This is a genomic window from Lentzea californiensis, from assembly GCF_024648825.1.
Lineage (GTDB): Bacteria > Actinomycetota > Actinomycetes > Mycobacteriales > Pseudonocardiaceae > Lentzea > Lentzea californiensis.
In genome coordinates, this window is record NZ_JANBBE010000009.1 from 227348 (window position 1) to 240165 (window position 12818).

At 69.7% G+C, this 12818-nt stretch carries 8 protein-coding genes; 2 read left to right on the top strand and 6 right to left on the bottom strand.

What is annotated here, in order from left to right:
* The first annotated feature begins 173 nt into the window (after positions 1-173).
* Positions 174-1070 (top strand): homocysteine S-methyltransferase, encoded by an 897-nt coding sequence (gene mmuM, locus LX88_RS29930; RefSeq protein WP_258951108.1) that lies wholly within the window; start codon positions 174-176, stop codon positions 1068-1070.
* A 197-nt stretch (positions 1071-1267) separates the two neighbouring features.
* On the opposite strand, the gene LX88_RS29935 is transcribed toward mmuM, so the two are convergent.
* The 6 genes from LX88_RS29935 to LX88_RS29960 form a co-directional block, all read right to left on the bottom strand.
* A complete protein-coding gene (locus LX88_RS29935) occupies positions 1268-2578 on the bottom strand; it encodes an RICIN domain-containing protein (RefSeq protein WP_258951109.1) in 1311 nt (436 codons plus the stop codon).
* Between the two features lie 29 nt (positions 2579-2607).
* Positions 2608-3894 (bottom strand): CE1 family esterase, encoded by a 1287-nt coding sequence (locus tag LX88_RS29940; RefSeq protein WP_258951110.1) that lies wholly within the window; start codon positions 3892-3894, stop codon positions 2608-2610.
* A gap of 45 nt (positions 3895-3939) precedes the next feature.
* The gene (locus tag LX88_RS29945; protein WP_258951111.1) at positions 3940-6774 is read right to left on the bottom strand and encodes a glycosyl hydrolase family 95 catalytic domain-containing protein; all 2835 of its coding nucleotides are present in this window, start codon (positions 6772-6774) and stop codon (positions 3940-3942) included.
* A 25-nt stretch (positions 6775-6799) separates the two neighbouring features.
* The gene (locus tag LX88_RS29950; RefSeq protein WP_258951112.1) at positions 6800-8128 is read right to left on the bottom strand and encodes an extracellular catalytic domain type 1 short-chain-length polyhydroxyalkanoate depolymerase; all 1329 of its coding nucleotides are present in this window, start codon (positions 8126-8128) and stop codon (positions 6800-6802) included.
* Positions 8125-9498: a glycoside hydrolase family 43 protein gene (locus LX88_RS29955; RefSeq protein WP_258951113.1), complete on the bottom strand. Its 1374-nt coding sequence runs from the start codon at positions 9496-9498 to the stop codon at positions 8125-8127. Before LX88_RS29955 ends, LX88_RS29950 begins: the two co-directional genes overlap by 4 nt.
* Positions 9499-9574: 76 nt before the next feature.
* The gene (locus tag LX88_RS29960) at positions 9575-10945 is read right to left on the bottom strand and encodes a glycoside hydrolase family 10 protein (protein ID WP_258951114.1); all 1371 of its coding nucleotides are present in this window, start codon (positions 10943-10945) and stop codon (positions 9575-9577) included.
* Positions 10946-11400: 455 nt separating this feature from the next.
* Between LX88_RS29960 and LX88_RS29965 the strand changes: the two genes are divergently transcribed.
* Positions 11401-12777: a glycoside hydrolase family 6 protein gene (locus LX88_RS29965; protein ID WP_258951115.1), complete on the top strand. Its 1377-nt coding sequence runs from the start codon at positions 11401-11403 to the stop codon at positions 12775-12777.
* Positions 12778-12818: the final 41 nt, after the last annotated feature.

Genomic DNA, 12818 nt, shown 5'->3' on the forward strand with positions numbered 1-12818 from the left:
GTCGGCGGACCGGGGCATGACGGGCGGTCACTGGGACGGCTTCCGCGCGTGCGGAAATGCGGCGCGCACACGCGGAGGCCCCCGAAGATCGTCCTGGAGGGGTGCGCGACACCACGGCGGAGCGGCCGTCGCGCACCCCTCCCCTTGCATCTGAGGGCCGTAGACTCGCCGGGGTGGAACTGGCAGAGGCTTTGGCGCGCAGGGCGGTCGTGCTCGACGGCGGGATGTCGACGGCCCTGGAACTCGCCGGGCACGACCTGTCCGACGAACTCTGGTCGGCCCGACTGCTGCTCACCGACCCGGACGCCGTGCGCGCCGCGCACCTCGCCTACTACCGGGCGGGCGCCGAGGTCGCCATCACCGCGAGCTACCAGGCGAGCTTCTCCGGCTTCGCCCGCCGCGGCATCGGCGAGTCCGAGACGGCACGGCTGCTGCGCTCCAGCGTGGAGCTCGCCCGTACCGCCGCGTCCGAAGTGGACGGACCGCGCTGGGTCGCGGCGTCGGTCGGACCGTACGGGGCGGTGCTCGCCGACGGCTCGGAGTACCGCGGCCGCTACGGCCTGAGCCGGCAGGAACTGGTCCGCTTCCACGCCCCTCGCATCGAAACGCTCTGCGGGGCCGGGCCGGACGTGCTCGCGGTCGAGACCGTCCCCGACGTGGACGAGGCCGAGGCCGTGCTGGAGGTGGTGCGCGGAAGCGGGGTGCCGGTCTGGCTCTCCTACACCGTGCGCGGCGACCGGACCTGCGCCGGGCAACCGCTCGAGGAGGCCTTCGCCGTCGCGGCCGGCGTGGACGAGGTCATCGCCGTCGGCGTGAACTGCTGCGCGCCGGAGGACGTGGCGGGCGCGGTCGCCGTGGCCCGCCGGGTGGCCGGGCTGCCGGTCGTGGTGTACCCGAACAGCGGCGAGCAGTGGGACGCGGCGGCGCGGTCGTGGTCGGGGGACGGGAGCGGGTTCGCCGCGCGGGCCTTGGACTGGGTCGGTGGTGGTGCCCGGCTGGTGGGTGGGTGCTGCCGGACCGGGCCGGACGGGATCGCGGTGCTGGCGGAAGGGCTGGCGGCGGCGAGGTGAGAGGGCTCCCACCGACCTGAGGTCGGTGAAAGCCCTCCGTTCAGCCGAACAACGTCCCGCGGTCCAGTCCTCGACAGGTCACGGGCGAAAGCCCCGGCGGCACCGCCGACACGACCGGACACGCCCGTATGAGGCCGTCCCGGCGGCTTCTCCAAACCTCCCGCCCGTGAGTCCCATCGAACCCGCGGGAACCCGGCCTACACCTGCGACCAGCGCTGGTTCGTGCCTCCGTGGCAGGTCCACACGATGGCGGCCGTCCCGTTGGCGGTGCCGGCGCCGTTGACGTCCAGGCACAGCCCGGTCTGGGCGTTGCCGATGGTGCCGTTGGAGTTGACGTTCCACTGCTGGTTCGCACCGACCTGGCAGTCCCAGAGCCGCACCGCGGTGCCCGCCGCGGCGTTGGCGGGAGCGTCCAGGCACTTGCCCAGGACCTGCAGGGTCTGGCCGGTGCGGGTGAACTGCTGGTTGGCGTTGCTGTGGCAGTCCCACACGACCATCGGGGAGCCGTTGGCCGTGCCGGCGCCGCTCACGTCCAGGCAACGGCCGGAGGCCTCGCCGCGCAGCCGGAACGTGGTCGGGGCAGGCGTGGTGCCGCCGGTGAAGAACTTCCAGACCTCGGTCTTCACCCAGCTGCGGGCTCCGCTCTCGCAGCCCGCGCAGCCGTCCACCGGTCCCTGCTGGTGGCCTCCGTCGAACGGCGCCCACACCACCGGGTACCCGGACCGGCAGCCCGAGTAGGTGGTGGTGATGTGGGTGCGGCTGCCCGCTGCCGGTTCCGGTGCGTTCTGGGACTGGCAGCCGTTGTTGCGCACCCACCTGTCGCGCTGGCCGCGGCCCGAGCCGATGTTGTCGCCGATGCCGTGGATACCCATGAACGCGACCGGTGCCGTGCCGCCCGCGCACCCGCTGATCTCGCCAGGGCTCGCGATGGCGGCGATCGCGCGGAAGACGTTCGGCCGGGAGCACGCGAGCGAGATGCTCATCGCCCCGCCGTAGCTGAAGCCGAGGGAGAAGCGCTGCGTGGTGTCGACGCAGAGGTCGTTCTCGATCCGGCGGAGCATGTCGTCGACGAACGTGACGTCCTCACCGCCGGAGTTGGCCCAGCCGTTGCCGATGCCCTGCGGCGCGACGAAGATCGCGGAGTTGTTCGCCAGCCGCCGCAGGCCGTAATGGGCGTAGACGTCGCCGTCGCTCCCGCCGGTGGCGACGTCGTTCATCGTGCCGCCCCACCAGTGGAAGCCGAAGACCAGCCGGTACTGCCGGGTGTTGTCGTAGTTGTCCGGGACGCTCAGGACGAACGACCGGCTCTTGCCCCCGCTCTGGATCGTCTGCGTGCCGCTGCGCAGGGTCGGGGCCTTGCCGCAACCTGGTGTCGCGGCGAGAGGCGCCTGGGAGCCGGGGGCGAGAGGTGTCTGCGGTTCGGCGGCAGCGGTGCCGGTGCTGACGCCGGAGAGGACGAGTGCGGCGATGGCCACCGTGGTGAGCCACCACTTCTTGTGCTGGTGCATGGGTTTGTTCGCGCTCCCTGTAGTGGCGGTCAGGCGACCGAGCACGTGTTGCCGTTGAGGCTGTACGAGGCCGGCGCCGAGTTGTCGCCGGTGTGCGTGGCCTGGAAACCGACGGTGATCGACGCGTTCGGCGCGATGTCGCCGTTGTACTGGACGTTCCTCGCGGTGACCTGCCCGGAAGCGGGGGAGTAGGTGGCGCTCCAGCCGGACGTGATCGTCTGCCCGCCGGGCAGGGTGAAGACCAGCGACCAGCCGCTGATCGTCGAGGAACCGGTGTTCGTGATGGTGATGTTCGACGTCAGCCCGTTGTTCCAGGCGCTGATCACGTTGCTGACGCGGCAGGTCGCGTCACCGGGAGGCGAGGTGGTCGTGGTCGTCGTGGTGGTGCTCGTCGGGCCGCCGCCGCCCGCGAACTGGGTGAGGAACTTCCATGCCTCACCGGACGTCCAGGTCCGCCAGCCGTCACCGCCCGAGTCGATCGGACCCGGCGTGTGGCCGCCGTCGAACGCCGCCCACACCACGGGATAACCGGCCCGGCAGCCGCTGTAGTTCGTGACGATGTGCGTCCGGCTGCCCGCCCGCGGTTCGGGAGCGTTCTGCGGCGTGCAGCCGTTGTTGCGCACGAACGTGTCGCGCAGTCCGCGGCCCAGTCCGATGCCGAGCACGTTGTCGCTGATGCCGTGGATGCCCATGTAGCCGATCGGCTGGGTGCCGCCGTCGCACCCGCTGAGCTGCGCGCCCGAGTAGGCGACCACCGCGCGGAACACGTTGGCGCGGGCACAGGCCACCGCGTACGACATGCCGCCGCCGTAGCTGAAGCCGCCGGCGAAGCGCTGCGTCGTGTCGATGCACAGCCCCGAGTCGAGGCGGTTGACCAGGTCGTCGACGAACCTCAGGTCCTGGCCGCCGGGGTTGGCCCAGCCGTTGCCGTTGCCCTGCGGCGCCACGAAGATCGTGCCGTTGTTCGCGGCGTCGGAGAGCCGCCGCAGCCCGTAGTAGGACCAGTTGTAGCCGTCGGTGCCGCCGGAGTCGACGTCGTTCGCGGTGCCGCCCCGCCAGTGGAAGCCGACGAACAGCCGGTACTGGCGGTTGTTGTCGTAGTTGGGCGGCAGCCGCAGGATGAACGAGCGGTTCTGGCCACCGCTGTTGATCGTGTGCTGGCCGCTCGTCAGCGCCGGTGGCTTGCCGCACCCCGCCGTCGCCGCCGCGGTGCCGGTCTCCCCGGCGGTCTGGCCGCCCAGTGCGATCCCCGCCGCGCCCAGGAAGACCACGACGCTCGCGGCGGCCGCCGCGAGGACGGACCTATGCCGCGACATGGCAGAACCCCTTGTGCAGGTGGAACATCATCGTCCCTTCGCTCGTCACGCTTGCTGGAGTTGGAACCGCTGGTTGTTGGTGCCGGTCGGACTCCACTGGGACAGCCGGGCGCCGTCGGCGGCCGACGCCTCCCAGACGTCCACGGCGAGCCCGCTCTGGCGGTTGACGAGGCTGATCACGCCGCCGCCGTGGTCCGCCACCCGCCACTGCTGGCTCGTCGCGCCGGTGTCGGGCTGCTGGGTGATGTCCGCGCCGCTGCTGGAGCTCGCGACCTGGAGCACCAGGCCGCTGTGCCGGGCCCGGACGCGGTAGTGGCCGCCGCCGGAGTCGAGGAAGTCGAACTGCTGGTTCAGTCCGCTGGTCGGGGCCCACTGCTGCAGCAGCGCCCCTGCCGCGGCCGACCCGCCGCTGACGTCGAAGCACTTCCCGCTGTGCCGTGCGATGAGCCGGTAGTGGACCCCTGGCCGCACGCCAGGGCCGGAGGCCTGACCCGTCACTCGGTAGGTGTGTCCACCTTGGACGGAGAACGTGATGACGTCGGCTTCCGGCTTGGCGTGCTCGACCACCGCGCCGCTCGTCGTGTCGCGCAGCTCGAACGTGCCGCCGAAGACCCGGTTGCGGATCCGGACCGCGCCGTCGCGGTCCGGCGTCACGGACAGGGTGGTGGAACCGTCGGCCCCCCAGATCGCGCCGACGGTGTACCCACCTCGCCCGCGCAACCCCGTGAAGCTGCCCGCGGACCAGGCCGGTGGCAGCGCGGGCAGCACGTGCAGCTCCCCGTTGTGGCTGTGCAGCAGCATCTCCGCGACGCCGGAGGTCGCGCCGAAGTTGCCGTCGATCTGGAACGGCGGGTGCAGGTCGAACATGTTGGGCGCGAGGCGGTCGGTCGTCACCAGCGACCGGAGCAGGTCGTGCGCCCTGGCGCCCTCCTCCAGCCGGGCCCAGAAATTGATCTTCCAGGCGAGCGACCACCCGGTGCCCGCGTCACCTCGCAGCTCGAGGGTGCGCAGGGCCGCGGCGTGCAGCTGGGGAGTGCCGCGCTTGGTGATCTGGTTGCTCGGGTGCAGGCCGTAGAGGTGCGAGACGTGCCGGTGGTTGCGCTCGGTCTCGGTCCAGTCGTAGAGCCACTCCATCACGTTGCCCCGCGACCCGATCCGCATCGGGGCCAGCCGCTGCCGAGCGGTGCGCACCTGCGTGCGCAAGTCGGCGTCGACACCGAGCGCCTCGGAGGCGCCCGCGCAGCCGTCGAACAGGTCGCGCAGGATCTGCATGTCCATCGTCGGCCCGGCGCAGACGCTGGCGTTGGTGTGGTGGTTGAGCTCCGGCGAGTTCGACGGGTTGGTGACGAGGTTGCCGAGGCTCGGCTCGGTGACGAGCGTGTCCAGGAAGAACTGCGCACAGCCCTTGAGGACCGGGTAGTACCTGCGCAGGAAACCGACGTCGCCGGTGAACAGATAGTGGTCCCAGATTAGCGTCGAGAGCCACGCCCCGCCGGTCTGCCACATGCCCGCCGCGGCGAAGTCGACGACCGAGGAACCGCGCCAGGCGTCCGTGTTGTGGTGGGTGACCCAGCCGCGCGCGTTGTACTGCAGTTGCGCGGTGCGGGCGCCGGTGACGGTCAGGTCTTCGACCATCCGGAACACCGGCTGGAGACACTCGCCGAGGTTGGTGGTGTCCGCCGGCCAGTAGTTCATCGGCAGGTTCGCGTTGATGGTGTACTTCGAGTCCCACGACGGTGCCATCTGGTCGTTCCAGATGCCCTGCAGGTTCGCCGGTTGCGTGCCGGGGCGCGACGACGAGATCAGCAGGTAGCGGCCGTACTGGAAGAGCAGCACCGCGAACTGCGGGTCGCTCGTGCCCGCGTGCCGGGAGATTCGGACGTCGGTCGGCTGGTCGGCCGCCGCCGTGCGCCCGAGGTCGAGCGACACGCGTCCGAACAAGGCCTGGTAGTCGGCGACGTGCCGGGCCCGCAGGGTGTCGAAGGCGATGCCCTGCGCCGCGTTCAGGCGGTTGCGCGCGTTGCCCTGGTAGTCGCCGTTCACCGTGCGGAAGTCGACGTAGCTGCTGCCGATGGAGATCAGCACCGTCACCGCGTTCGCTCCGGTCACGCGCAACGTGCCACCGGAGCTGCTGACGGTGCCGCCCTCCGTGACCGCCCTGGCGAGCGCGAGGAACCGGACGGTGCCCGCGATGCCGCGCTGGGTGCCGGAGACACCGTCCAGCCCTATCGTCGTGCCGTCCACTGTGGACGTCGTCGTGCGCTGCAGTGAGCTGAACGACGCGGTGAACGAGATCGAGCCCGGTGTCTGGGCCGTCAGGCGCATCACGATCACCTGGTCCGGTGCGCTGGCGAACACCTCCCGCTGATATCGGACGTTGTTCGCCGTGTAGGTCACGGCCGTCGTCGCCGTGGTGAGGTCGAGCGACCGCTGGTAGGACGAGGCGGTCGCGGAGGGGAACGTCAGGCGCAGGTCGCCGACCGGCTGGTAGGCCAGCTGCCCGGCGGGACTGCCGAGCATGGTCTGGTCGATCAGCGACTGCGCCTGCGTCCACTGTCCGGCGAACACGAGCCGCCGGATCTCGGCGAGAGATCCGGCGCCACGCGGGTTGGTGTAGTCGTGCGGCCCGCCCGCCCAAACCGTGTCCTCGTTGAGCTGCAGGCGTTCGATGTCGGTGTTGCCGAACACCATCGCGCCCAGCCGCCCGTTGCCGATCGGCAGGGCGCGCAGCCAGTCGTTCCCGGCAGGCCCGCCGTACCACAGCGAGAGGTCACCGGGTGCCCGCACGTCCGCGGAGGCGGGGCTCGCGGTCCACCCCGCCTGCGTCAGCGCTACACCCGCGCCGAGCTTGATGAGCTGCCGGCGGTTCAGGTCGGACATGCCGGTCCTCCAGTGGTGTGCGCGGTCAGGTCACGGCACAACGCACGCCGTTGAGCGTGAACCCGTCCGCTGGTGCGCTGTTGCCCGTGTGCGTGGCCTGGAAGCCGATGGACACCTGGGCGAGGGGCTGGATCTGCGCGTTGTAACCGACGTTGCGGGCGGTCACCTGGCCGGTGACGGGGGAGTAGGTGGCACTCCAGCCGCCCGTGACGGTCTGCCCGCCGGGAAGCGTGAACTGCAGCTCCCAGCCGTTCACCGGTGCCGAGGACGTGTTGGTGATGGTGATCGTCTCGGTGAGGCCGGTGTTCCAGGCGTTGACCACTGCCTTGACCGAGCAGCCCTGGGACGGCGGCGGTGTCGTGGTGGTCGTCGTGGTCGTGGTGGTGGTGGTCGTCGTGGGCGGGCGGTCCAAGCCGAGGAAGGTGATGGCGTGCGCGACCATCCCCGCCGTCGGCACGTCGTGCCCGGTGCCCTGCGCGCTGATGCCCTCGACGACGGCCGGCGTGCCGGTGCCGTAGCGGGTGCGGGTCCAGTTCGCCTGCGGCTGGTCGGTGGTCGTCGGCGTCCTGCTCACCCCGTGCACGTTCGTCCACTGGTCGAGCGCCTCACCGAAGTTCGGGTACGCCAGCGTCGTGTCGGCGGTGCCGTGCCACAGCTGCATCCGCGGGTAGCGCCCGGTGTAGCCGGGGTACATCGCCCTCGCCTGGTCTCCCCACTGCTGCGGGGTCTTCAGCAGGGTTCCGCCCGAGCACTGGCTGTTCCACATCGACCCGTCCGTCGTCGCGAAGCAGCCCGCCGGGACGCCCGCGAAGGCCGCGCCGGCGCTGAACACGTCCGGGTACTGGGCGGCCAGCACGTTGGTCATCATCGCGCCGGACGAGATGCCCGACACGACGATGCGCTCCGGGTCCACGTTGTAGCGCTGGCGCGCGTACGACACCATCGACATGATTCCCGTGGAGTCGCTGCCTCCGTTGCGGCGCAACGCGTTCTGGGTCGACACGTCGAAGCAGTGCCCGTCCCTGGTGGCCTCCGGGTAGATGATCACGTACCCGTTGCGGTCCGCGGCCGTGACGTAGTCGCGTCCGCCACCGTTGTGCACCGCGCTCGCGGAACCGGTGCAGTAGTGCACCATCACCAGCAGGGCCGGGCGTTCCGCGAGCCGGTCAGGTGCGTAGACGTACATGTTCAGGCCGGTCGGGTTGGTGCCGAAGCTGGTGACCCGCACCAGAGATGCGGCCTGCGCCGGCTGTGGCACGAGTGAGATCGCGACCGCCGCGACCAGCACCAGCACGGCCGCGATGATGCCGGCGAGGCTGAGTCCGTCGAGGCTCGCCCGGTTCGTGTTGCTCATGACGAGCTCCCTCCGCTGAACTGCCACCAGTTCATGTTGAGCAGATAACCGCTGCCACCGCTGAACCTCAGGTAGAGGTCACGCGTGCCGGTCAGCCCGCTCACCGGGCAGGTGACCGTGGTCCACGCCTGCCAGCCGCCGGTGCTGGGCACCGTGCAGCGGCCGGCGAGAGTGCCGGTCGGGCTGCCGCTGCGCACCTCGACGGAGCTTCCCGCGACGGTGGACGCGACTCGCGCGGTGAACGTCGAGGCGCCGTTGCCGAAGGCGGCGTTCTTGACCTTGATGTTGTCGCCGTTGTTGATGTAGCCGACGTTCATGCCGCCTTCGCTCGAGGCCTCGGTCTCGATGCCGTTGCCCCAGGCGATGGTCTCGGCTTCCTGACGTGCGTAGGGGTTGAGGGTGTCCGCCGCCGGTGGTCCGGTCGTCGTCATGGTGAGGGACGGGATGGTGCCGTCGGCGTTGTAGGTGAACTTCTCGACGGCGACGGAGCGGGTGAAGCCGCCACCGCCGGGCAGGGCGCCGTTGTGGTAGAAGAAGTACGAGCTGCCCTTGAAGTCGATGATGCCGGGGTGGTTGGTGAAGCTGCTGCCCTGCGTGGCCATCACGGTGCCGCGGTAGGTCCACGGTCCAGTCGGTCCGGGGGAGGTGGAGTAGGCGATGAACTCCGAGCAGCACTTGGCGGCGAAGACGTTGTAGTAGAGGCCGTTGCGCTTGTAGACCCAGGGGCCTTCCTCGTAGAGGGTGGGCCGGTTAGGGTCGCCGGTGCGGGTGCCGAACCCCGCGGTGGTGAGCGGGATCCTGTTGATGCCGCCCGAGTAGGACGTCATGTCGGCGTTGAGGCGGACGTAGGAGAGGTTGGGGTTGCCCCAGTACAGGTAGGCCTGGCCGTCGTCGTCGATCATGACGGACGGGTCGATCTCGCCGTTCTCCACCAGGGGGCGGCCGAGGGCGTCGCGGAACGGGCCGGTGGGGCTGTCGGCGACGGCGACACCGATGGCCGGGCGGCCGGTGGCCTTGGTGACGACGGGGACATACCAGTAGAACTTGCCGTTGCGTTCCACGGCCTGGCCCGCCCACGCGTCCTGTTTCGCCCAGCTGAACGAGGCGATGTTCAGGGGAGAGCCGTGGTCGGTCCAGTTCACCATGTCGGCCGAGGACCAGACCCGCCACTCCTTCATGGTGAACCAGGTCGAGCCGTCCTCGTCGTGACCGGTGTAGAGGTAGACCCGTCCGTTGTGGACCAACGGCGCCGGGTCGGCCGTGTAGATGTGCTGCACGATCGGGTTGTCCGCCTTCACCGGCGAGACCACCGTCAGGACCGTGCCCACCACCAGGGCGATGCTCGCCCAAAGCCTTCGTGTCTTGACCATCATCTTCTTCCCAGGGCAGGGCGCTCCGGCGGACGGTCACCCGTCCGCCGGAGCTTGCCGGTCGTGTGGTGCGGAGTCAGCTCGCGGTGCAGGACGGGTTCAGCCCTGCTCCGCTGCCGTTGCCCTGGAAACCGAACTCGGTGGACTGGCCGGCGGGCACGTTGGCGTTGTAGTCCACGTTGGACCAGTTGACGGTTCCGCTGGTGCCGCTTCCGTTGGCACTCCACGAACTGGTGACCGTGCCGTTCGACAGCGTGGTGGTGACCCTCCAGCCGCGCAGGGCGCTGGAGCCGGCCGTGACCTTGATCGTCGCGACGAAACCACCGTTCCACTGGTTCAGCGACACCGCCGCCGTGCAGCCGCCGGTACCCGGGTCGTTGCTCGTGGTGGTGGTAGTGGTCGTCGTCGTGGTGGACGTCGGACCGGGGCCGCCCGCGTTGAGCGCGTCGAGCACCGAGTTGTACGCGGCCTTCTTGTTGCCGTTGCCGTCGAACAGCAGCGGGGTGCCGGAGGCGCGCCACGAGTCGGTGTCGCGGATGCCCCACACGGTGATGCCGGTGCACCGCGTCACGGCGAGGCAGGCCCGCGTCACGCGGTCGTAGTTCGACGCCTGGGAACTACCGGAGCCCTCGATGTCCAGTTCGGTGATCTGCACGTCGACGCCGAGGTTGGCGAAGTTCTGCAGGGTGGTCTGGTAGTTGGAGGGTACCGGGCTCTGCGAGTTGAAGTGGGACTGCAGGCCGACGCAGTCGATCGGCACACCGCGGGACTTGAAGTCCTGCACCATCCGGTACACGCCCTGGGTCTTGGCGTGCGACCAGTCGTCGGTGTTGTAGTCGTTGTAGCAGAGCTTCGCGCCGGGATCGGCGGCCCGTGCCGCGCGGAAGGCGGCCTCGATCCAGTCGTTGCCGGTGCGCTGCAGGTTGGAGTCACGGCGTCCGCCGCCGCTGCCGTCGGCGAAGGCCTCGTTCACCACGTCCCAGGCGTAGATCTTGCCCCGGTAGTAGGTCGCGACCTGCGTGACGTGGTTCAGCATCGCGTTGCGCAGAGCGGTGCCGGACATGTTCTCCATCCAGCGGGGTTGCTGCGAGTGCCATGCCAGTGCGTGTCCGCGGATTCGCTTGCCCTGGTTGCGCGCCAGGTTCACGATCCGGTCGGCGTTGCCGTAGCTGAACTGGTTCTGGTTCGGCTCGGTCGCGTCCATCTTCATCTCGTTCTCGGCCGTGACCATGTCGAACTCGCGGTTCAAGATCCCGGTGTAGGTCGAGTCACCGAGCCTGCCCGCGGCGACCGCGGTACCGAAGTAACGACCGCTCTGCTGGGCGGCCGCGCCGAGGGTGGTCGCCGCGTTCGCGGCGGGAGGTGCGATCAGGGTGGCGCCGATTACCACAGTCGCGACCGTGGCAATGATCGGGATCAGAGCCACTGACTTCGATGTCAGTCTCATCATTCACGCTTTCGCCGGAACACCCGTTGCGGGGTGTGATGGGCAGGGTCAGCTCACGAGGTCCGGTGCGCCAGTGCCGGATCCCGTTGAGCGACAAGAAGTGTCTCAGCTCACTGTTCACGCTCACAAGAACGCACTGTCGAATTCGACAGCAGGTTGACTCGATCGGCGTACGAATGTAGGGGAGCGCTCCCAGTGCAAACGTCAAACCGTTTGAATGCGATCGTCGAACGGCATTGAAACCGCATTTGGCTAAAGTTAGCGCTAACATTTTTAGCGTTGACGGAGTGGTGTTCCGAGGCTACGTTGACCCGAACTCGTATTCGCTTTTCCGCGATGCCGGTCCGAGGCGGACCGAGTGCTCGGCTGTGCGCCGCACGTTTCGCGCGCTGCCCGTGAGAGCGCTCTCACGCATCGCCCCCTTTCCCCATGGCAACGACGCTGCGAGGACTTGAATGACAGCAACTGTTCCGTCCCGAGAAGTCACGACGGCACCGAGGAGGCGGGCGGCGGGCGCGTGCCTGTTCGCGTCCGCGCTCGTCGCCGGGATCACCACCCTGGTGGTCGGCGGCGGCACGGCCGTCAACGCGGCCGAGTCGGCGTTCTACGTCGACCCGTCGAGCTCCGGCGCCAGGTGGGTCGCCTCCAACCCGGGAGACTCGCGCGCGGCGGTCATCCGCGACCGCATCGCGTCGGTGCCCCAGGCGCGCTGGTACACCACGACCAACACCTCCACGGTGCGGTCGGAGATCAGCTCGTTCGTCGGCGCGGCGGCCTCCGCCGGCAAGATCCCGATCCTGGTGGTTTACAACATCCCCAACCGAGACTGCGGAGGAGCCAGCGGCGGCGGTGCCTCCTCCCACGAGGCCTACCGGGCCTGGGTGGACGAGGTGGCCGCGGGCCTGGCCGGCCGTCCGGCGACGATCGTGCTCGAACCGGACGTGCTGCCGCTGATGACCAGCTGTCAGAACGCGGACCAGCAGAACCAGACCAGGGCGTCCATGGCCTACGCCGGCAAGAAGCTCAAGTCCGGCTCCGCGCAGGCGAAGGTGTACTTCGACATCGGGCACTCCGCGTGGCTGAGCCCGTCCGAGGCCGCGAACCGGTTGCGCGCCGCGGACGTCTCCAACAGCGCCGACGGCATCTCGACGAACGTGTCGAACTACCGTTCCACGTCCGACTCGGTCAACTTCGCCAAGAACGTGCTCAACGCCGTCGGCGACAGCCGTCTCAAGGCCGTGGTCGACACGAGCCGCAACGGCAACGGCCCGAACGGCAGCGAGTGGTGCGACCCGGCGGGACGCGCGATCGGCACGCCCAGCACGACGAACACGGGCGACTCGAAGATCGAGGCGTTCCTGTGGGTCAAGCTGCCGGGTGAGTCCGACGGCTGCATCGCGCCGGCCGGTCAGTTCGTGCCGCAGCGCGCCTACGAGCTCGCGATGGCGGCGGGCCCGATCACCACGACGACGACCACCACCACGACCACGACGACCACTACCACCACGGGTGGCGGCAACCCCGGCGGCTGCAAGGCGACCCACCGCGTCGTCAGCCAGTGGCAGGGCGGCTACACCGGCGAGATCGTGATCGAGAACCGCGGCCAGGCGGTCAACGGCTGGACGTTCTCTTTCTCCGCTCCCGGCGTGTCCGTCACGCAGGGCTGGAACGGCACGTGGAGCGACACGGGCGACGAGGTCCGCGTGACGAACACGGCCTGGAACGGCTCGCTGGGCGCCGGTGCGCAGCTGAGCATCGGGTTCAACGCGAGCTACAACGGTGGCACGCCTCCGTTCTCCTCAGCGGTGTTGAACGGCGTCGCCTGCTCCTGAGGCGACCAACGGGTCCCCGCACCGGGTGGTGCGGGGACCTC